General features: G+C 72.0%; 15 protein-coding genes. 7 read left to right on the forward strand and 8 right to left on the reverse strand.

Annotation, left to right across the window (positions count from 1 at the left end; genetic code table 11):
• Nucleotides 1-12 precede the first annotated feature (12 nt).
• From AC061S_RS04335 to AC061S_RS04345, 3 genes are all read left to right on the forward strand, one after another.
• Nucleotides 13-2,217, forward strand: a complete 2,205-nt coding sequence (locus tag AC061S_RS04335) for a discoidin domain-containing protein (RefSeq protein ID WP_478684469.1) — start codon at nucleotides 13-15, stop codon at nucleotides 2,215-2,217.
• Nucleotides 2,218-2,340: 123 nt separating this feature from the next.
• Nucleotides 2,341-3,420 (forward strand): DUF1996 domain-containing protein, encoded by a 1,080-nt coding sequence (locus AC061S_RS04340; RefSeq protein ID WP_478684470.1) that lies wholly within the window; start codon nucleotides 2,341-2,343, stop codon nucleotides 3,418-3,420.
• Between the two features lie 41 nt (nucleotides 3,421-3,461).
• A complete protein-coding gene (locus AC061S_RS04345; protein WP_478684471.1) occupies nucleotides 3,462-5,195 on the forward strand; it encodes a discoidin domain-containing protein in 1,734 nt (577 codons plus the stop codon).
• An 88-nt stretch (nucleotides 5,196-5,283) separates the two neighbouring features.
• On the opposite strand, the gene AC061S_RS04350 is transcribed toward AC061S_RS04345, so the two are convergent.
• From AC061S_RS04350 to AC061S_RS04370, 5 genes are all read right to left on the reverse strand, one after another.
• Nucleotides 5,284-6,201, reverse strand: coding sequence for an NADP-dependent oxidoreductase (locus AC061S_RS04350; protein ID WP_478684553.1), 918 nt, complete (start codon nucleotides 6,199-6,201; stop codon nucleotides 5,284-5,286).
• A 179-nt stretch (nucleotides 6,202-6,380) separates the two neighbouring features.
• A complete protein-coding gene (locus AC061S_RS04355; RefSeq protein ID WP_478684472.1) occupies nucleotides 6,381-7,775 on the reverse strand; it encodes a GH1 family beta-glucosidase in 1,395 nt (464 codons plus the stop codon).
• Nucleotides 7,772-8,680 carry a carbohydrate ABC transporter permease gene (locus AC061S_RS04360; RefSeq protein ID WP_478684473.1) on the reverse strand — a complete coding sequence of 303 codons (909 nt, stop codon included), beginning with the start codon at nucleotides 8,678-8,680 and terminating at the stop codon, nucleotides 7,772-7,774. The genes AC061S_RS04355 and AC061S_RS04360 overlap by 4 nt, the downstream gene beginning before the upstream one ends.
• On the reverse strand, nucleotides 8,673-9,644 hold the full coding sequence (locus AC061S_RS04365; RefSeq protein WP_478684474.1) for a carbohydrate ABC transporter permease: 972 nt from the start codon (nucleotides 9,642-9,644) through the stop codon (nucleotides 8,673-8,675). The genes AC061S_RS04360 and AC061S_RS04365 overlap by 8 nt, the downstream gene beginning before the upstream one ends.
• Before the next feature lie 10 nt (nucleotides 9,645-9,654).
• Nucleotides 9,655-10,971, reverse strand: a complete 1,317-nt coding sequence (locus AC061S_RS04370; protein WP_478684475.1) for an ABC transporter substrate-binding protein — start codon at nucleotides 10,969-10,971, stop codon at nucleotides 9,655-9,657.
• 195 nt (nucleotides 10,972-11,166) lie between these two features.
• Between AC061S_RS04370 and AC061S_RS04375 the strand changes: the two genes are divergently transcribed.
• Both AC061S_RS04375 and AC061S_RS04380 read left to right on the forward strand, forming a co-directional pair.
• Entirely contained in the window at nucleotides 11,167-12,492 is a 1,326-nt protein-coding gene (locus AC061S_RS04375) for an ROK family transcriptional regulator (RefSeq protein ID WP_478684476.1), read from the forward strand.
• A 240-nt stretch (nucleotides 12,493-12,732) separates the two neighbouring features.
• A complete protein-coding gene (locus AC061S_RS04380; RefSeq protein ID WP_478684477.1) occupies nucleotides 12,733-13,248 on the forward strand; it encodes a putative immunity protein in 516 nt (171 codons plus the stop codon).
• Between the two features lie 101 nt (nucleotides 13,249-13,349).
• Here the strand turns inward: AC061S_RS04380 and AC061S_RS04385 are convergent, their stop codons facing one another.
• The 3 genes from AC061S_RS04385 to AC061S_RS04395 form a co-directional block, all read right to left on the reverse strand.
• Nucleotides 13,350-13,832 carry a hypothetical protein gene (locus tag AC061S_RS04385; protein ID WP_478684478.1) on the reverse strand — a complete coding sequence of 161 codons (483 nt, stop codon included), beginning with the start codon at nucleotides 13,830-13,832 and terminating at the stop codon, nucleotides 13,350-13,352.
• A 111-nt stretch (nucleotides 13,833-13,943) separates the two neighbouring features.
• Nucleotides 13,944-15,014, reverse strand: a complete 1,071-nt coding sequence (locus AC061S_RS04390) for a LacI family DNA-binding transcriptional regulator (RefSeq protein ID WP_478684479.1) — start codon at nucleotides 15,012-15,014, stop codon at nucleotides 13,944-13,946.
• 67 nt (nucleotides 15,015-15,081) lie between these two features.
• Complete coding sequence (locus tag AC061S_RS04395; protein ID WP_478684480.1) at nucleotides 15,082-17,808, reverse strand: glycoside hydrolase family 3 C-terminal domain-containing protein; 2,727 nt, start codon at nucleotides 17,806-17,808, stop codon at nucleotides 15,082-15,084.
• A gap of 624 nt (nucleotides 17,809-18,432) precedes the next feature.
• Between AC061S_RS04395 and AC061S_RS04400 the strand changes: the two genes are divergently transcribed.
• Entirely contained in the window at nucleotides 18,433-19,305 is an 873-nt protein-coding gene (locus tag AC061S_RS04400; protein WP_478684481.1) for a hypothetical protein, read from the forward strand.
• Between the two features lie 114 nt (nucleotides 19,306-19,419).
• Nucleotides 19,420-20,163 carry an SDR family NAD(P)-dependent oxidoreductase gene (locus AC061S_RS04405; RefSeq protein ID WP_478684482.1) on the forward strand — a complete coding sequence of 248 codons (744 nt, stop codon included), beginning with the start codon at nucleotides 19,420-19,422 and terminating at the stop codon, nucleotides 20,161-20,163.
• Nucleotides 20,164-20,202: the final 39 nt, after the last annotated feature.

Consider the following 20,202-nt stretch of genomic DNA (forward strand, 5'->3'; position numbering starts at 1 on the left):
GAGTAGCCCCGCATGCCCCTCCTCTCCGCTCACCCGCCCCACCCGTCGCCCCACCCGGCGCGCCACCCGGCGCGCCGGCCGTCCCGGCTGACCGTCGCCTCCCTCGCGGCCGCCCTGGTCGCGGCCCTCCTCGTGCTGCTGCCGGGCACCGCGGCCACCGCCGCACCCACGCTCCTCTCCCAGGGCAAGGCCGCCACCGCCTCCTCCATCGAGGGCGCCGGCACCCCGGCCTCCGCCGCGGTCGACGGCGACAACGGCACCCGCTGGTCGAGCCAGTTCGCCGATCCGCAGTGGATACAGGTCGACCTCGGCGCGTCGGCTCAGCTCAGCCAGGTCGTCCTGCGCTGGGAGACCGCCGCCGCGAAGGCGTACCGCGTCGAACTGTCCACGGACGGCGCCAACTGGTCCACGGCCTACTCCACGGCCAACTCCACCGGCGGCGTCCAGACCCACGACATCACCGGCACCGCCCGCTACGTCCGCGTGTACGGCACCCAGCGCACCACTGGATACGGCTACTCACTCTGGGAGTTCCAGGTCTACGGAACCACCGGGGGCACCGGCCCGACCCTTCCCGGCGGCGGCGACCTCGGCCCCAACGTGATCGTCTTCGACCCGTCAACCCCGAACATCCAGGCCAAGCTGGACGAGGTCTTCACCCAGCAGGAGTCGGCGCAGTTCGGCTCCGGGCGCTACCAGTTCCTCTTCAAGCCGGGCACCTACAACGGCCTCAACGCCCAGATCGGCTTCTACACCTCGATCTCCGGCCTCGGGCTGAGCCCGGACGACACCACCATCAACGGTGACGTGACCGTGGACGCGGGCTGGTTCGGCGGCAACGCCACCCAGAACTTCTGGCGTTCGGCCGAGAACCTGGCGCTGAACCCGGTCAACGGCACCAACCGCTGGGCCGTCTCCCAGGCCGCGCCGTTCCGCCGGATGCACATCAAGGGCGGCCTCAACCTCGCCCCGAACGGCTACGGCTGGGCCTCGGGCGGCTACATCGCCGACTCGAAGATCGACGGCCAGGTCGGCAACTACTCGCAGCAGCAGTGGTACACCCGCGACAGCTCCATCGGCAGCTGGTCCAACGGCGTCTGGAACCAGGTCTTCTCCGGCACCCAGGGCGCGCCCGCACAGAGCTTCCCGGAGCCGCGCTACACCACCCTCGACACCACCCCGGTCTCCCGCGAGAAGCCGTTCCTGTACCTGGACGGCTCCGAGTACAAGGTGTTCGTCCCGGCCAAGCGCGTGAACGCACGCGGCACTTCCTGGGGCAACGGCGCTCCGCAGGGCACGTCGGTCCCGCTGAGCCAGTTCTACGTCGTCAAGCCCGGCACGAGCGCCGCGACGATGAACCAGGCGCTGGCCCAGGGCCTGCACCTGCTCTTCACTCCGGGCGTCTACCACGTCGACCAGACCATCCAGGTCAACCGCGCCGACACGGTCGTCCTGGGCCTCGGCCTCGCCACCATCATCCCGGACAACGGGGTGACGGCGATGAAGGTCGCCGACGTCGACGGCGTGAAGCTCGCCGGATTCCTGATCGACGCGGGCCTGGTCAACTCCCCCACCCTGCTGGAGGTCGGCCCGGCCGACGCCGCCACGGACCACGCGGCGAACCCGACCACCGTCCAGGACGTCTTCATCCGCGTCGGCGGCGCCGGCGCGGGCAAGGCCACGGTCGGCATGGTGGTCAACAGTCACGACACGATCGTCGACCACACCTGGATCTGGCGCGCCGACCACGGCGACGGGGTGGGCTGGGAGACCAACCGCTCCGACTACGGGTTCCGCGTCAACGGTGACGACGTGCTGGCCACCGGCCTGTTCGTCGAGCACTTCAACAAGTACGACGTGGAGTGGAACGGCGAGCGCGGCCGCACGATCTTCTTCCAGAACGAGAAGGCGTACGACGCTCCCAACCAGGCCGCGATCCAGAACGGTTCGATCAAGGGGTACGCCGCCTACAAGGTCGCCGACTCGGTCAACACCCACGAGGGCTGGGGCCTGGGCAGCTACTGCTTCTACAACGTCGACCCGACGATCCGTCAGGACCACGGCTTCCAGGTGCCGGTGAAGCCGGGTGTGAAGTTCCACGACATCCTCGTGGTCTCGCTCGGCGGCAACGGCCAGTACGAGCACGTCATCAACAACACGGGTGCGCCGACCTCGGGCACCTCGACCACCCCCTCCACCGTCGTCTCTTTCCCCTGATCCACCCCTGATTCCCGGTTCGCGGGGCGGCTGCCGGCCGCCCCGCGTTTTCCGGGCCATCTGAGAGAGCGCTCTCTCAGCGGGGGCCTCCCTCCCCCTCCCTCCCCCAGAAGGAGCTGAACGATGAATCTCCGACCGCGGACCCTGTCCGCATTCCTGGTCTCGGCGGCCATCGCCGTGACCGCGGCCGCCGGTCTCGGCGCCACCGCGCTCACGGCCCAGGCCACGCCCGACTCCGCCTCCGCCTCCGTCCACACGAACATGAACCACGCCGCCGCGGCCCCGCTCGCCGGCGGCGACGACCCCGACGGCGACGGCTACATCCCGGCCGTTCCGCAGGTCACCGGCGTGACCCCGTCCTGGAACAACCCGCCGGACCGCTATTTCCACGAGTTCCAGGCCAACTGCTCGGTCACCAAGACCGCACCCGACGACCCGATCGTCTACGCGGGCCGGCCGGGCGCCTCGCACGACCACACCTTCATGGGCAACACCGGCACGGACGCCAACAGCACCACCGCCTCACTGAGCGCCGGCGGCACGGCCTGCACCGCGGTCGGCGACCTGTCCGGCTACTGGATGCCGACGCTCTTCAACGGCAACCAGAAGGTCCTGCCCACCGGCCCCCAGGTCATCTACTACAAGACCGGGGTCACCGACTACACGAGCGTGCGCCCCTTCCCCAAGGGTCTGCGCTTCCTCGTCGGAAGCCCGACCCAGACCGCGGCGGAGTTCCGCGGGCACAAGGGCTGGGTCGAGGGCTGGGAGTGCGGTGACAGCTTCAGGAACACCGAGTTCCCGGCCAACTGCCCGGCCGGCACCCAGCTCAACATCCGCATGCAGTCGCCCAGTTGCTGGGACGGCAAGAGCCTCGACACCCCGGACCACAAGGCGCACATGGCCTACCCGGTCACCAAGCCCGGCAACAACGACAACGTCTGCCCCGCCTCCCACCCGGTCGCGGTCCCGATGGTCGAGTTCAAGATGGCCTTCCCGGTCAGCGGGGACATGTCGCAGGTCAGGCTGTCCAGCGGGTCCGGGCACTCCTTCCACTACGACTTCTTCAACGCGTGGGACGAGCGCACCCTGAACGCCATGGTCGAGCACTGCATCAAGGGCGGCCTGCAGTGCAACAACCGCGGCTACGACCAGTTCCACCCGGAGGCCGGCACCGTGCTCGGCCCCGACGGACGCCTCCCGTAGCACTTCCCCCTCCCCCCACCCCCTCCCAAGGAGGTTCCTGCATGCTCACCCGCATGCGCAGCACCGTGGTCACCGCCGCCCTGCTCGCGGGCGCCGTCACCCTCGTCCCCGCCGGTCCGGCCCAGGCCGCCGGCAGCGTGGTCAAGGTGACCGGCTCCCAGGGCAACTGGCAGCTGACCGTGAACGGTTCTCCGTACCTCGTCAAGGGCGTCACCTGGGGCCCCTCCCCGGCCGACGCCGCGCGCCTGCTCCCCGACGTGAAGTCGCTGGGCGCCAACACCATCCGTACCTGGGGCACCGACGCGAGCAGCGCCCAGCTGTTCGACGCCGCCAACGCGAACAACGTCAAGGTGGTGGCCGGCTTCTGGCTCCAGCCCGGCGGTGGTCCGGGCAGCGGCGGCTGCACGAACTACGTCACGGACACGACGTACAAGAACAACATGCTGGCCGAGTTCACCAAGTGGGTGCAGACCTACCGCGACAACCCGGCCGTGCTGATGTGGAACGTGGGCAACGAGTCGGTGCTCGGCCTGCAGAACTGCTACTCCGGCACCGAGCTGGAGAACCAGCGCAACGCGTACACGACGTATCTGAACGACGTGGCGAAGGCCATCCACCGCATCGACGCCGACCACCCGGTCACCTCCACCGACGCCTGGGTGGGCGCCTGGACGTACTACAAGCGCAATTCCCCGGACCTGGACCTCTACGCGGTCAACGCCTACAAGGAGGCCTGCGGGGTCAAGCAGGCCTGGCAGCAGGGTGGTTACACCAAGCCCTACATCATCACGGAGACCGGTCCGGCGGGTGAGTGGGAGGTCCCGAACGACGCGAACGGCGTCCCGCTGGAGCCCGGCGACCAGGCCAAGGCCGACGGCTACACCAACGCCTGGAACTGTGTCACCGGACACGGGGGCGTGGCCCTGGGCGCCACGGTCTTCCACTACGGCACCGAGTACGACTTCGGCGGGCACTGGTTCAACCTGACCCCGGCCGGGGAGCGCCGCAAGATGTACTACGCCGTGAAGCGGGCCTACGGCGGCAACACTGCGGGCGACAACCTCCCGCCCACCGTCTCCGTCCCCTCCGTCCCCGACCCGGGCGCCGTCCCGGCCGGCAAGGAGATCACCATCCAGGCCCCGGCGACCGACCCCGAGGGCGACCAGCTCTCGTACGAGGTGCTCTGGGGCAGCAAGTACGTGGACGGGGGCGGCGGGCTGATCTCGGTACCGTCGACCCACCTGGGCAACGGCACGCTCAAGGCCACGGCCCCCGCGAAGACCGGCGCGTGGAAGCTCTACGTCAAGGCCAAGGACGGCCGCGGCAACGTGGGTGTCGAGCAGCGCTCGGTGAGGGTGGTCCCGCCGCCGGTGTCGGGCACGAACGTGGCGCTGAACCGGCCCACGACCGCCTCGACGTTCCAGAACGACGGATACGGCGGCTGCCCTTGCGGTCCGCAACTGGCCACGGACGGCAACAACACCACGCGCTGGGCCACCACATGGGCCGACGCCCAGTGGCTCCAGGTGGACCTGGGGTCGGTGCGGCAGCTCAAGCACGCGCAGTTGGTGTGGGAGACCGCCTACGGCAAGGCGTACACCATCCAGGTGTCGGACGACGGCCAGAACTGGCGTACCGCCTACGCCACTTCGAACGGTGACGGCGGCATCGACGACTTCGACATCGCCGCGTCGGGCCGCTACGTGCGCCTCGACCTGACCCAACGGGGAACCGGCTACGGCTACTCCCTGTTCCACTTCGGCGTCTACGCCTGATCCCTGGCCCGACGCCCCGCACACTCCGCGCGCCGCCCGAACCTGACCCTGGCGGCGCGCGGTTCTGCGCTCGGAGGCCTCCCCGGGGTCAGACCTCCAGGACGATCTTCCCGGCGGTGTGCCCCTCCCGGCTGAGCTCGAAGGCGGCGGGCAGTTCCGCGAGCGGGAACGTCTCGGCGACGGTGACGGTGAGCTGCCCGGCGTCGGCCAAGCGGCCCAGCTCGGCGAGGTCGGCGCCGACTGGCCGTACCCACATCCACTGGCCGCCGGCGCCGAGCACGGTGTGGTCGGCGATGGAGGCGTGCCGGCCGCCCTCGGCCAGGACCGCCAGGGTGGTGTCGAGGACTCCCCCGACAAAGTCGGCGACGACGGTGACCCCGTCGGGCGCCAGGGCGCGGACCCGGTCCGCGAGGCCCTCGCCGTACTCGACGGGTTCGCAGCCCAGCTCGCGCAGCCGGTCGTGGTTGCGCGCGGAGGCGGTGCCGATGACGCGGGCCCCGAGCGCGCGGGCGATCTGCACGCCCAGGGAGCCGACGCCGCCCGCGGCTCCGTGCACGAGGACGGTGTCCTCCTTGCCGGTGTCCAGGCGTGTCAGCAGCTGGTACGCGGTGAGCCCGGCCAGCGGCAGCCCCGCGGCCTGCTGCCAGGTCAGGGAGGCGGGCTTGGGCGCGAGGGCCCGTACGGGCACGGTCACGAACTCGGCGAAGGTGCCGCCGTGGACGTAGTCCTTGCGGGCGTAGGCGATCACCTCGTCGCTCGCGGTGAACTCCGGGGTGTCGATGCCCGCGTACTCGACCGTCCCGGCCACGTCCCAGCCGGGGACGACGGGGTACACGACGTCCATGAGCCCGTCGAGTCCGCCCGCCATGATCTTCCAGTCGACGGGGTTGACGGAGGCGCACCGGACCCGCACGAGGACCTCGCCGGGGCCGACCTTGGGCACGGGGATCCGGGTCTCGGAGAGCACCTCCACTCCGCCGTACGTGTCGTACGTCATCGCCCGCATGGTGCCCTCTTGGTCCTCGGACATACCTCTCGCCCTCTCCGTGAGCCGGTCGCGTGCCCCCGCCCCCCATCCCACCACGAAGAGCCGCGCCCGCCCCGGGAGGAGGAGGGGCGGGCGCGGCGCGGCGGAGCGGTTCCGGGAAGGGGAGGGAGGGAGGGAGGGGCTGAGGGAGGTCGGGGCTACAGGGCGCGGTGGGCGGCGATCAGGTCCGCGTAGTGGCGGCCGCTGGTCTTCACGGTGCGCTGCTGGGTCTCGTAGTCCACGTGGACCAGGCCGAACCGCTTGTCGTAGCCGTAGGCCCATTCGAAGTTGTCGAGGAGGGACCAGGCGTAGTAGCCGGCCAGCGGTGCGCCGCGGCGGGCCGCGCGGGCGCAGGCGGCCAGGTGGGCCGTCAGGTACGCGGTGCGCTCCGGGTCGTGGACGCTGCCGTCGGGGGCGACGGTGTCGGGGTACGAGGACCCGTTCTCGGTGATGAGGATGCGGCGGGCACCGTAATCCTCGGTCAGCCGCATGATCAGGGCTTCCAGGCCGTCCGCGTCGACCTCCCAGTCCATGCCGGTGCGCGGGACGCCGGGCCGGTCGATCATCCGGGCGTAGGGGGCCGCGCCGTGCGGGTCGGCGGTGACCACCTGCGGGAAGTAGTAGTTCAGGCCGATCCAGTCGAGCGGGGCCGCGATGGTCTCCAGGTCGCCGGGCCGCTCGGGGAGCTCGACTCCGTAGACCTCCCGCATGTCGGCGGGGAAGCCGCGGCCGTGCACCGGGTCGAGCCACCAGCGGTTGACGTGGCCGTCCATCCGGCGGGCGGCCGCGCGGTCGGAGTCGCTGTCGGTGGCGGGCTCGACGGTGGAGAGGTTGTTGACGATGCCGATCTGCGCGCCGGGTGCTGCGGCACGGACGGCCTGTGCGGCCAGCCCGTGGCCGAGCAGCAGGTGGTAGGAGGCGCGGACGGCGGCGGTGAGGTCGGTCCGGCCCGGGGCCATCCTGCCTTCGAGGTGGCCGATCCACGCCGAGCAGAGGGGTTCGTTGAGGGTCGCCCACTGGGTGACGCGGTCGCCGAGGCGCGCCGCAACGATTCCGGCGTACGCGGCGAAGTGCTCGGCGGTGGCCCGCTCGGGCCAGCCGCCGCGGTCCTGCAGGGCTTGCGGGAGGTCCCAGTGGTAGAGGGTGACCGACGGTTCGATGCCGGCGGCGAGCAGGCCGTCGATCAACTGGTCGTAGAAGTCGAGGCCCTTGGTGTTGACCGGGCCGTCGCCGCCGGGCAGGACGCGCGGCCAGGCGATGGAGAGCCGGTAGGCGTTGGTGCCGAGCCGGCGCATCAGGTCGATGTCCTCGCGCCAGCGGTGGTAGTGGTCGCAGGCGGTGTCGCCGTTGTGACCGCCGTCGATGGCACCGGGGACGCGGGTGAAGGTGTCCCAGATGGACGGGGACCGGCCGTCCTCGGCGACGGCTCCCTCGATCTGGTAGGCGGAGGTGGCGGTGCCCCAGACGAAGTCGCGCGGGAGGGCGGCGAGGTCGATGGAGTCGCGGGCGGTGTCGAGACGGCCCGTGTCGGAACGTTCTGCGTACAGGGTCATTTGACGGCTCCTGCCGTGAGTCCGGCCACCAAGTACCTCTGCAGCAGCAGGAATCCGGCGACGATGGGGATGCTGACGACGAGCGACGCGGCCATGATCTGGTTCCAGTAGACGTCGTTCTGCGTGGAGTAGCCCTGCAGTCCGACGGCGAGGGTCCGGGTGGCGTCGTTCGTCATGACGGAGGCGAAGAGCACTTCGCCCCAGGCGGTCATGAACGCGTACACGGCGACGGCGACGATGCCGGGAACGGCGGCCGGGATGACGACGCGGAAGAGCGCGCCGAGCGGTCCGCAGCCGTCCACGGTGGCGGCTTCGTCGAGCTCGCGGGGCACCGAGTCGAAGTACCCGATGAGCATCCAGATGGAGAAGGGGAGGGAGAAGGTGAGATAGGTGAGGATCAGGCCGCCGCGGGATCCGTACAGGGCGATCCCGGTGGTGTTGCCGATGTTCACGAAGATCAGGAACAGCGGGAGCAGGAAGAGGATCCCGGGGAACATCTGGGTGGACAGCACGGTCACGGTGAACAGGCGCTTGCCGCGGAAGCGGTAGCGGCTGACCCCGTACGCCGCGAAGACGGCGATCACGACGGAACAGGCGGTGGCCGAGCCGGCCACGATGAGCGAGTTCACGAAGTACTTGGCGAGCGGGACCGTGTGCCAGATGTCGATGTAGGGGCGGATGGTGAGCCCGCTGGGGATCCAGCGGAACTCTCCCGCCACGTCCTTCAGGGGTTTGAGCGAGCTGGCGGCCATCACGTAGACGGGCAGCGCGACGAAGCCGGCGAGGAGCGTGAGGAAGACGGCCCGGATCACCTTGAAGGACGTCGGCGGGTCGAGCGGTGATCTCGTACGGGGCCGCGCGCGCGGGCGGCCGCGCAGGGCGGGTGCGGTGCTGCGGTCAGGCATCGGCTTCCTTCCGTCCCCGGGTCGTGACGAACAGGTAGACGGCCGTGACCAGCAGCAGGAAGAGCAGCAGCAGGACGGACATGGCCGAGCCGGTGCCGAAGTTCCAGGTCACGAAGCTGGATTGGTAGATGTGGATGGAGATGAGGTCGGCCGCTTCGGGGGCCGCCTTGCCGAACAGCACGAAGGGGGTGTTGAAGTCGTTGAAGGTCCACAGGAACAGCACGAGGATCAGCACCTGGTTGACGGCGCTGACCGACGGCAGCGTGATCCGGCGGATCTGCTGCCAGACGCCGGCTCCGTCCAGCGCGGCCGCCTCGTAGAGGTCCTTGGGGACGTTCTGGAGCGCGGCCATCACGATGAGGAAGGCGAACGGCCAGCCCTTCCAGACCGAGACGGTCAGCAGGGCCCAGAAGCTGTTCTCGCCCAGCAGCCAGAAGGTGTGCTCGGCGCCGCCGAGCCCCAACTGGTCGTGGATGACGTGGTTCACCAGGCCGTTGTCCCGCTGGAACATGAACGCCCAGGTGATGACGGCCGCGTAGCCGGGCAGTGCGTAGGGGATGAGGAACAGGCCGCGCAGGAGTCCGCGGCCGCGGAAGGTCTCCTGCATGAACACGGCGGTGGCGGTGCCGAGGAACCAGCACAGGGCCACCGACAGGAGCGTGAACAGGCAGGTGGTGAAGAAGGAGTTGAGCAGGGCCTCGCCGACGGGCTTGTTGACGTCGACGGCGAGTGCGTAGTTGTCGAGGCCCGACCAGGGGGCGCTGGACCAGTCCCGGATGAAGAACTGGGTCAGTTGCCGGAAGCTCATCACGATGCCCATCACCATCGGGACGAGGTGGACGAGCAGTTCGAAGAACAGGGCGGGCAGGAGCAGGAGGTAGGGCAGGGCGGCGCGGCGCAGGCGCCCGGTGCGGCGTACCCGGGCACTGGTACGCCGCACCCTTCCCGCCGTGGCGGAGGTCATGAACGGTTACTCACTTCTGCATCTGCTGCTGGGCCTTGGTGAGCTTCGCCTTGACCGAATCGGTGGTCACCGGGCGGCCGGCCGCGGCGTCGGCGAAGAGCTCCTTGACGGCGGTGCCGACCGCGGTCTCGAACTGGGACTCCTCGGGGACCTGCGGGAGCGGGGCGGCGCTGGTGGAGAGGGTGTTGCGGAGCACCGTGAGGTCCTCGGTGCCGAAGGCGGCGTGCGTCTGAGCCGACTTGACCGGCGGGATGGAGCCGTAGGTCTGGTTGAGGATCTTCTGCTCCTCGTCGCTGGTCATGAACTTCACGAACTTCAGGGAGCCGTCGATGTTGTCGGTGTTCTTGAAGACGGCCAGGTTGATGCCCGCGACCATGGAGTTGACGTTCTTCCCGGTGCCGGGGGCGCCGCCGGCCGGGACGGGCGCGGGCGCCACGCCCCAGTCGCCCTCCTTCATGCCCTGGGCCTTGAAGCTGCTCGCCGCGTTCTGCCACAGGACCATGGCGGTCTTGCCGTTGGCGAAGTCCTGGAGGGACTGGTTCTTGTCGTACTCGGCGTTGCCCGGGGCGATGATCTTGTCCTTGGCCATCAGGTCCACGTACTGCTTGACGGCGTCGACGTTGGCCGGGGTGTCGAAGGTCGGCTTGCCGCTCGCGTCGAAGAACTCCGCGCCGTGCTGCTGCGAGAAGACGAAGGCCTGGTGGATGTTGTTGGAGAGGTTCGCGCCCTCCGCGCCCAGGGCCCACTTGCCGTCCTTGGACAGCTTCTGGCCGACGGTGACCATCTCGTCCCAGGTGGCCGGGGGCTTCTCGATGCCCGCCTCCTGGAACATCTTCTTGTTGTAGTACAGCGCGTACGACATCGAGTAGAGGGGGACGGCGGCCGGGTCCTTGCCCTTGGCGCCCGCCGAGCCGATGGCGGAGTCCACGAACCGTTCCCTGCCGCCGATCGCCTCGAAGTTCTTGGCATCCCAGGGCAGCAGGGCGCCGGTGGCCTGCAGGGAGGAGGACCAGGTGTTGCCGATGTTGAGGACGTCGGGGCCCTGCCCGGAAGCGGTGGCGGCGAGGATCCTGTTCAACAGGTCCGACCACGGGACCACTTCCAGCTTGACCTTGATGCCGGTCTGCTCCTCGAACTTCTTCAGCTCCGGGCCGAGGGTCGCCTGGTCCGCCGCGATGTCGGGGCCCTGGTTGGAGGCCCAGTAGGTGATCTCCTTGGGGGCCTTGTTGGAGCCCTCCGCGTCCGCGGATCCGCCTCCGCAGGCGGTGGCGGCTGCGAGCATGGAGACGGTGACGGCGGTGACGGAGGCGGCTCGGGTTCTGCGCATGGCGGCTCGGTCCCTTTCGGCAGGGTTGAGGAGAAAGGCCGGTGGACGGTACGAGCACCCGGCCCCAACCGGGTACTCGGCGACTCCGTTCTTTCCAGGCCTTAATTTAGGACGTGAGTTAAGCCTCGGGAAAGGGTCGCGTCAAGGGGTCGCGCAAGGGTATGTTGCGATCGATGTCAGGGCGGAAGGAGCCACATGACGACGGGGCGCAGTGGACGTACGGTGCGGGACCTGCGAAGGGGCAACCGCAGCGCCGTGCTCCAGCAGTTGTACTTCGGCGGGCCCATGAGCCGGCAGGAACTGGGCCCCGCGACCGGCCTGAGCTCGGGATCCGTCAGCAACGTGGTCGGTGAGCTCGTGGCGGACGGACTGCTGGAGGAGGCCGGCATCGTCGACTCCGACGGCGGCCGTCCGCGTACGCTGCTGCGCGTCGCGCCCGGCAGCGCGCACATGATCGGCATCGACGTGGGCGAAACCCGGGTCAGGGTCGAGCTGTTCGACCTCACCCTCACCGAACTGGCGCGTACCGAGCTGCCGTTGCAGCCGCGCGGCTGCTACGACGTCGGCCCGATCGTCGACCACGTACGGAGCGGGATCGCCACCGTCCTGGACCGGGCCGGGGTCGGGACGGACCGGCTCCTGGGCGTCGGCGTCGGCGTGCCCGGCATCGTCGACCGCGACGCGCCGGGCGGCGCCGTGGTCCACGGGCAGACCATCGGCTGGGACGCGGTCCCGCTGGAGGCGCTGCTGCGGGCGACGGGAGCCGTGCCGCCGGAGGTCCCGTACATCATCGACAACGGGGCGCGCACGCTCGGCCAGGCCGAGATGTGGTTCGGCGCGGGGCGCGGGGCCCGGGACGCGGTGGTCGTGCTCTTCGGCTCCGGCGTCGGAGCGAGCCTGATCACCGACGGTTCCCCGGACGGCGCCACCACCGGGGGCGCACCGCTGGAGTGGGGCCACCTGACGGTGCAGGTCCGCGGGCGGCGCTGCCGCTGCGGGGCGCTGGGCTGCCTGGAGGCGTACACGGGGGCGGAATCGCTCCTGGCGCGCTGGGCGGAGCGGGGCGGCGGCGGGGCGGCGGTCGCGGTCGCGGGGGACGAGGAGGACGCCCTGGCCGCGCTGCTGGCGTCGGCCGGCGCCGGGGACGCGATCGCGCTGGACGTGCTCGACGAGACCGCGGAGTACCTGGGCGCGGGCCTGTCGGACGTCATCAACCTGTTCCATCCGGAACGGATCCTGATCGGCGGCTGGGCGGGCCTGATGCTGGGCCCGCACATCCTCCCTGCGGTACGGGAACACGCGACGCGCTACTCGCTGCGCCACCCGGCGGCCCGGGTCACCATCGACATGGGCTCCCTGGGCCCGGACGCGGTCACGGTGGGCGCGGCCACCCTCCCCCTGGCGGCCTTCTTCACCACGGGCGGCCGCCGCACCCCGCCGGAGCCCGCGACGGAGGCCCCGGGCTGGCAGACGTCCCTGCAGACCCGCGGAGGCTCCGCGCCGGCGGCGGGGCGGGGGTAGGGCCGGCGGGGTGCCGTTCGCGGGGCGCCTCCGTGGGACCCCTCCGCAGGGCGCGCCTGCGGGACACGTTCGCAGGGCGCGTTCACGGGCTCGTTCATGGGGCCCGTCTGCGGGGCCCGTCCAAGGGGCCCGCCCAAGGGGCCCGCCCAAGGGGCCCGCCCAAGGGGCCCGTTCACCAGGCTCGGGCGCGAAGCGCGGGTAGGGTGCCGGGGGCAGGGTGTCACCGAAGGAAGGCCGACCATGATCCTCCCCAAGATCCGGGACCCCCGCTTCGTGACGATCCGCCGGGGTGGGACCCTCACCGGCGCGGACCATCACCTGCTCGCGCTCTGGGCGGCAACCTGCGCGGAGCACGTCCTCGGCCTGTTCGAGGCTGCCCGGCCCGAGGACCCACGGCCGCGCCAGGCGATCGAGCACGCCCGGGCATGGGTGCGCGGCGAGGTCACGATGACGCAGTCACGCGCGGCGGGCGGCCATGCGATGGGTGCGGCCCGAGATCTGCGCGGGGCGGCACGGCACGCCGCGTACGCCGCCGGCCAGGCCGGGGCCGTCGCCCACGTCGCCGCGCACGAACTCGGTGCGGCCGCCTACGCGATCAAGGCGGCACGCGCTGCCGTGCCGGACGCCGAAGGCGAGGCCGCGGGGCGGCAGGAATGCCGGTGGCAGCGCGAGCAGCTCCCGGAGGCGATCCGCGAACTCGTCCTCGACGACCAGCGGTTGCGCAACGACATCTGCTGGTCGGCCTTCGACTGCTGAGCCCCTGCGGGCCCTAGGCCGTCTCTTTCGGATCTTGCCTGGCCCGCGCCGCCCGGCACCGCACGACGTGGGCCTGACCGGCAAGATCCGAAAGAGACAACCTAGCCGTTCGGCCGCAGAAGCACCCGGTCACGGCCGGCATCGAAGCCGATGAGCGGGCGACCACAGTCCTCGTCCCCTTCGGACACGAGCACCACGGACTTGCCCGTCCTGCGTCCGAGCACACCGAGGAACCCGCTCAGCACGTCCAGCCGTTCCTGCCCCCGGAGCTGGCAGATGTCCACGTCGAAGTCGACCTCTGCCACCGAGGGCGGGTCGAAGATCACCAGCACCTCCGGGTGCGGCCAGACCCGGAACCTCGCCCCATCCAGGCCGGTGGCCGGGGCGAAAAGGGCCTCGGCCGACGGCAGCGGAAGCGGGACCCCCTCGCTCACCCCGTACTCGCCGCGCCAGCCGTGCTCGGCGACGAGGTCCAGGAGCGCTTGCCAGTCCTCGGGGCCGGCCCCCTCGACCCGTCCCTCCAGGATGCAGCTCCCCTCCATGCCGAAGAGGCCTTCCACTTCGTCCCACAGCAGCTCGCCCATCCGGCCATGCTCACCCGGCTCCCGCCGCGCCGCACCCGGATTTCCTGCCCCCGTTCGCCCCCGCCCCTCACCCGACCCCATCGGCCGACCCCATCGGCCGGCGGCCGGCGCTCAGGCCGAGTCGCGGACCACCAGCACCGGGTCGAAGAGCACTTCCACCGGGTCGGATGCCGCCGCGCCGGACACCCGGTCGAGGAGGAGGCGGACCATCTCCGCCGCCATGTCCTCCACGGGCTGGCGGACCGTCGTCAGGCGGGGCCTGGACGCCACCGCCGCGCCGGAGTCGTCGAAGCCGACCACCGCCACGTCCTCGGGGATCCGGCGGCCGTGTTCGCGCAGCACCAGGCAGGCGCCCTGCGCCATCAGGTCGTTCGCCGCGAACACACCGTCCAGGTCCGGGCGTTCGGCCAGGAGCGCACGCATCCCCTGCTCGCCGCCGTCCAGCGTGAAGTCGGCCTCGGCCACCCGTACCGCCGTTCCGGCCAGCGCCTCGCGGAAGCCCGCCACCCGGTCCCGGCTCGCCGGCACGTCCGCCGGGCCGCCGATCGCGACGAGCCGCCGGCAGCCCCGGGCGAGGAGGTGCCGCGCGGCCAGCGCCCCGCCCTCGCGGTGGCGCAGGTCGACCCAGTCCAGCGGGACCTCGGGCGCCGGGCGGGCGAAGAGCACCGCGGGCAGGCCGGCGCGCGCGAGCATGCCGGGCAGCGGGTCACGGCCGTCGGTGGTGACGAGCAGGGCTCCGTCCCCACCGCCCTGGGAGAGGTACGCGAGCACCTGCGCGCGGTCCGCCTCCCCGTCGGCGAACAGCAGCACCGGATGCACCCCGCGCGGGCGCAGGGCCCGTACGACCCCGCTCACCACCCGCCCGAAGAAGGGGTCCTGGAACACCCGGCCGGTGTCCGCTCCCGCGCCCGAGACCACCAGCGCCACCGCACCCGAGCGCCTGGTCACGAGCGAGCGGGCCGCGCGGTTCGGCACGTACCCGGTGGCGGCCACGGCCCGCTGGACCGCCTGCTGGATGGCGGGGTCCACATTGCGGACCCCGTTCACCACGCGGGACACCGTGGCCCGGGACACACCGGCGGCGCGGGCCACGTCCTCCAGGGTCGGGGCCGTGCCGGTGCCGGTGGCCGTCCCGGTGGCGATGCCGGTGCCGGTGCCGGTGGCCGTGCGCGCTGCGTCCATGGCGGCACTGTAGCCGCCCCCGCTCAGGCCTCCCTCAGACCTCCCCCAGCCCCCCTTCAGACCTCCCTCAGACCTCGATCGCCCCACGGAGCGGCAGATCACCCGCGGTGCGACCGGCCAGGACGGTGAACCGCCCCGGCTCCGCCGTCCAGCCCCCGGCCTGCGGGGACCAGTGCTGGAGGGCCCGCGCGGGGATCCGTACGTACGCCGTCACCGGTTCCCCGGGCTCCGCCTCCGCAGCCGCCCAGCCCGCGAGCCACCGCACCGGGCGCTCGACCGCCGAGTCCGGCCGGGACAGGTGGAGTTGGACGACCTCGCGCCCGTGCCGGGCGCCGGTATTGCGGAGGGTCACGGCAACCTCGTAGCCCCCGCCGGGGGTCGGCTCGGGGGCACCGAGACCCTCGAACTCCCAGGTGGTGTAGCCGAGTCCGTGCCCGAACCAATACGCGGGAGCCGGGCCGGCCGAGCCCCTCCGCAGCCAGGCGCGGTGACCGATGTGCAGGCCTTCCTCGTACGGGAGTCGGCCGTCGGCGGGCTGCGTCGTGCGTACGGGTGCGTCGGCGAGCACGGCCGGCCAGGTGGTGGGGAGACGCCCGCCCGGCTCGGCGAGGCCGAGGAGGACGTCGGCGAGTGCGTGCCCGCATTCCTGACCGGGGAACCAGGTGAGGAGGACGGCTCCGGCGGCTTCGCGCCAGGGCAGCTCGACGGGGCCGCCGGAGTTGACCACGACGACGGTACGGGGATTCGCGCGGGTGATCGCGGCCACCAACTCGTCCTGGGGCGCGGGCAGTCGGAGCGATGCCCGGTCGAAGCCCTCGGACTCGCCGCCCTCGGTGGTGCCGACTACCACGACGGCCACGTCGGCCTCCCGGGCGGCGGCCACGGCGGCGGCGAGCGCCTGCGCCGGGTCGGGGAGGGGCGGGGCGGCGGTGAGCACGGTCGCCCGGCCCGTGCCCGGGACGAGCTCGCGCCGGGCCACGACGTGCACGGGGTGGCCGGCGGTGAGCTGGATCCGGGCGGTGTGCTGGGGCGGTCGGACGTGGATGACGGCCGGATCGGCCGTCTCGGGCGGGTACTCGCCGTCGAGCACGGCCGTTCCGTCGACGGCGAGGCGGAGTGCACCGAAACCGCCGAGTCCGAGGGTCCAGGTTCCACTCGTGTCCGGGTGGAGGACGGCGGCGAGCCCGACGGTGTGGGCGCCGGGCGGCAGCTCCGGCTCCAGCACCCGGCCGGAAGGCTGGTGGGCGGAGGCCAGCACCGCCCCGTCGGCGCCGAGCACGCGCAACCGCACCCCGGGGGCGCCGCCTTCCGGGTCGCGGGCGTACCGCACGCCCAGCGGGGCCTGCCCGCCGCCGCCCTCGGGCGCGGGGCCGGGTTCGTAGGCGACCCGGACGTGCGGCCCCAGCGCGCTCCGCAGCCCGTCGAGCGGACTGACCACGCGCTGCGGGAACACCTCGGAACTACCGCCGCCCTGGACCCGGGGGTCGTCGGCGTGCACTCCGATGACGGCGACCCCTCGGCCGCCCAACGCCCCCCGCTCCAGGGGCAACACCCCCCGGTTCTCCAACAGCACGAAGCTCGCAGCAGCCGCGGACCGCAGCTCCCGGCGCAGCGCGTCGAATGCGGGGGCGGGGGCCGGGGGTGGGGCCGAAGTCCGGGCCGACACCTGGGCGCCGGGCCGACCCGGGGGCTGCCCCGCCGGGCTCGAAGCCAGGGTCACGGGCTGGGGCAGAGCCACGGCCGGGAGGTCCGGAGCCGGACCCGAGTCCGAGTCGGGGGAGGCGGCCGGGGGCGGGAGCAGAGCCGAGGCCTGGGTCAAGGGCGCCAGATGCGGATTCGAGGCCGGATTCGGAGCCGGGGAGGCGACCTCGGCCAGGGCAGGGTCCAGAGCCGCCCCCGGCCCCGGCCTCAGCCCCGACCCCGGAGGTACATCACCAGGGATGAGGGTCCCCACCCGCGAGGCCAGCCGCAGGAGCCTGCAGGCCTTGTCCGCGACCGCCTCCTCCGGAACCCGGCCGCCCGCCAGGGCCTCCCGTAGCGACTCCCCCCACGGACCGCGCGGGCCCGGCATCGCCAGGTCCTGCGCGGCGACGGCGGAGGCCACGGTGGAACGGACACCGCCCCAGTCGGAGACGACCACCCCGTCGAAGCCCCACTCCCCCTTCAACGGCTCCGCGAGCAGGCAACTCTCGCTCATCGTCACCCCGTTGACCTTGTTGTACGCCGACATCACCAGCCACACCCCCGCCTGGACGGCGGCCTCGAAGGGCGCGAGGTAGAGCTCGCGCAGCACGCGCTCGTCGAGCCGTACGTCCACGGTCAGCCGCTCCGTCTCGGAGTCGTTGGCCACGTAGTGCTTGGCCGTCGCGGCCACCCCGCGCGACTGGACCCCGCGGATGAGGGCCGCCCCCGTACGGCCAGCGAGCAACGGGTCCTCGGAGAAGCACTCGAAGTGGCGTCCGGCGAGGGGGCTGCGGTGCAGGTTGAGGGTGGGAGCGAGAACGACGTGGACGCCCTTGCGCCGGGCCTCGTCGCCGAGCAGTTCTCCGAGCCGGCGGACCCGGTCCTCGTCCCACAGGGCCCCGAGGGCGGTGGGTGAGGGCAGCAGGGCCGAGGTGAACCGCTCGTCCCAGCCGGGTCCGCGCACTCCGGCCGGACCGTCCGAGAAGACGATCTCCCGCAGCCCCACGTCCGGTTCGGGCCGGGTCCGCCAGGTGTCGGCCCCGGTCAGCAGCCATACCCGCTGCTCGGGATCCAGCTTGTCCAGCAGTCGTTCCACGTCACCGTCGCGCATGTCCACCCCTCACACACCAACCCCCCGAACACCGGGAGAGCGCTCTCCCGCATGATCCCGGCGCACCGGATCACCTGTCAACGGCCTTGGCCTACACGGACTTGGCTACACGGACCGGGGCGCGCGGAGTTCGGCTCGCCGGATCACGGGGGGGTGGCGGAGAGGGCCGCCGGCGGGGGCAGGACGGTGGCCTCGGCCCGCATCCGGTCCACGCCGCCGGGAGTCAGGTGGGGGAGGAAGTCGCTGTACGTGGCGACCTCGGCGCATTCCTGAGGGGCCCTGCTGGGCGATCCACCACGACGAGGGCGGGGCGCGCGCGTACGCGCGTCCGGCCTCGCGCTGTTCGGCGGGCGCGGAAGCGGGATCGCGGATCGACTGGCGGTGGACGGGCTTCCGCCACCGCTCACGTCCGGTGCCGCGTCCCGGCTCCTCCACGATGATTCCACCCGTCCCGAGCCGCCGCAGGTGGTAGCAAGGCGTGGAAGGCCGGCCGGCAAGATCCCACGCCGGTCGGCCAGGCGAAGCCCGGCCCGGTGAGCCACGTGCGCACGATTACCGGCCAATGGCGTGGCTGACGTGTGCTCAGGACTGTTCTACGGAAGCGCCCTTGGCGAGAATCCCTCGATGGCTGCTCTCGAAGCGATATACGGAGTCCTGGGCGTCCTGGGAGGCGCGACGATCGGAGCCTGGAGCACCGGGCGCCAGCAGCGTGGGGCGCAGAGGAGCATCTCGGCCACCACGGCCGCCGAGAAGGATGCCCGGACGCTCGAACTGGCCCTGGAGACCACCTCCACCGCCCGCATCGCCACCCGGGCCTGGGCGCTGTTCATGGAACTCGCCGTGCAAGACCTCGCGACCCCCCGGCCGGTGGATCTGGCCACCTTCGACGGCGAGTTGAAATCACTCCTCGGGGACGTCACCAACGCCCTCTTCCGCCTGGCGGCGATCCCCGGCATCCCTTTCGCCGAGGCACCGGCGGGCATGAACTCACCACTGACGCACGCGACACGGACCGTCCGGGAGTCTCTGCTCCAGAAGGAGTCCGGCCGGAGCATCGCGCCCGGAGAGGCCGCCACCCTGCTCGCGCTCGTGCGGGACGGCGCCGCCGACATGAACGAGACCTTCGTCCGCCAGACGGACCTCCTCACGGGCCGCACTCCTGCTCCCACCGCTTCGTCCGCCCGTCGTGATCTCCCCGACTACCTGAGCCAACCTGCGGGGTACCAACGTCCCGGGCTGCTGCCGCCGTACGAGACTCCCCGGCATCTGTCCGCGCCCGCGCCTTCGCCGTCCTCCTTCGAGCCGTTCTGGTTCGCGGTGCCGGCGCCCCGCCCCCTGTACACACTGGACGGAGAGGCCTCCCCGCGTCCTCGGGACCAGTTACTGCCGGGCTCATGGCACCTGGCGATCGACCGGCACCCATCAGGTCTGGTGGTCTCGGTGGACGACGACCTCCGTCTCGTCCTTCGGGCCACGGGCGGCATCCAACGAGGCTAGCGGCGCCGTGCGGTTGAGTTCATTTCCGCTGGTCAGCCGGATGGCGCGGTGTTAGCCTGCGGCCATCCCAGGTGTGGGCACGACACGGGGTAATGCGTCACACAGGAGGCTCATATGTCACGTCGTCCGGTCACCATCGTCACCGGAGGCAGTCGCGGTATCGGCGCCGCCACGTGCGTCCGGCTCGCCGCCGACGGGCACGACCTCGTCCTCGGCTACCTCCACGACGACGCGGCCGCCAAGGCCACCGCCGAGCGGGTGCGGGAAGCCGGCGCGCGGTGTGTGACCGTGCGCGGTGACACTTCCGAGGAGTGCGGCGTGGAGCGGCTCTTCGACATCGCCGGAGCCGAGTTCGGTGCGGTGACCGGGCTGGTCAACAACGCCGGGGTGACCGGCACCCCGGGCCGGCTCGCCGACATCCGGGTCGAGGACCTGCGCCGCGTGCTCGACGTCAACCTCCTCGGGTACCTGCTCTGCTGCCGCCGGGCCGCCCGGGACATGGCCGCGTCGGGCGGCGGGGCGATCGTCAACGTCTCCTCCGCGGCCGCCACCCTCGGCAGTCCCGGCCGCTACGTGCACTACGCCGCGACCAAGGCCGCCACCGACACCCTGACCCTGGGCCTCGCCAAGGAGCTGGGCCCGGACGGCATCCGGGTCAACGCCGTGGCCCCCGGCATCATCGACACCGACATGCACGCCGCCATGGGCGACCCCGACCGCCCGGCGCTGGCGGCGGCCGAGATCCCGCTCGGGCGGGCGGGGCAGCCCGTGGAGGTCGCCGCGGCCATCGCCTGGCTGCTGTCCGCGGACGCCGCGTACACGACCGGTACGGTCCTGCGCGTCGCCGGCGGGCGCTGAGCCTCCCCCGGCACCTCCCGGTCCCCGCCTGCGGAGGGA

Source organism: Streptomyces sp. CA189, assembly GCF_056428985.1.

Bases quoted from the DNA above. Each gene is read 5' to 3' on its own strand.
- AC061S_RS04335 (WP_478684469.1), top strand. From the start codon at position 13: ATGCCCCTCCTCTCCGCTCACCCGCCCCACCCGTCGCCCCACCCGGCG.
- AC061S_RS04340 (WP_478684470.1), top strand. From the start codon at position 2,341: ATGAATCTCCGACCGCGGACCCTGTCCGCATTCCTGGTCTCGGCGGCC.
- AC061S_RS04345 (WP_478684471.1), top strand. From the start codon at position 3,462: ATGCTCACCCGCATGCGCAGCACCGTGGTCACCGCCGCCCTGCTCGCG.
- AC061S_RS04350 (WP_478684553.1), bottom strand. From the start codon at position 6,201: ATGCGGGCGATGACGTACGACACGTACGGCGGAGTGGAGGTGCTCTCC.
- AC061S_RS04355 (WP_478684472.1), bottom strand. From the start codon at position 7,775: ATGACCCTGTACGCAGAACGTTCCGACACGGGCCGTCTCGACACCGCC.
- AC061S_RS04360 (WP_478684473.1), bottom strand. From the start codon at position 8,680: ATGCCTGACCGCAGCACCGCACCCGCCCTGCGCGGCCGCCCGCGCGCG.
- AC061S_RS04365 (WP_478684474.1), bottom strand. From the start codon at position 9,644: ATGACCTCCGCCACGGCGGGAAGGGTGCGGCGTACCAGTGCCCGGGTA.
- AC061S_RS04370 (WP_478684475.1), bottom strand. From the start codon at position 10,971: ATGCGCAGAACCCGAGCCGCCTCCGTCACCGCCGTCACCGTCTCCATG.
- AC061S_RS04375 (WP_478684476.1), top strand. From the start codon at position 11,167: ATGACGACGGGGCGCAGTGGACGTACGGTGCGGGACCTGCGAAGGGGC.
- AC061S_RS04380 (WP_478684477.1), top strand. From the start codon at position 12,733: ATGATCCTCCCCAAGATCCGGGACCCCCGCTTCGTGACGATCCGCCGG.
- AC061S_RS04385 (WP_478684478.1), bottom strand. From the start codon at position 13,832: ATGGGCGAGCTGCTGTGGGACGAAGTGGAAGGCCTCTTCGGCATGGAG.
- AC061S_RS04390 (WP_478684479.1), bottom strand. From the start codon at position 15,014: ATGGACGCAGCGCGCACGGCCACCGGCACCGGCACCGGCATCGCCACC.
- AC061S_RS04395 (WP_478684480.1), bottom strand. From the start codon at position 17,808: ATGCGCGACGGTGACGTGGAACGACTGCTGGACAAGCTGGATCCCGAG.
- AC061S_RS04400 (WP_478684481.1), top strand. From the start codon at position 18,433: ATGGCTGCTCTCGAAGCGATATACGGAGTCCTGGGCGTCCTGGGAGGC.
- AC061S_RS04405 (WP_478684482.1), top strand. From the start codon at position 19,420: ATGTCACGTCGTCCGGTCACCATCGTCACCGGAGGCAGTCGCGGTATC.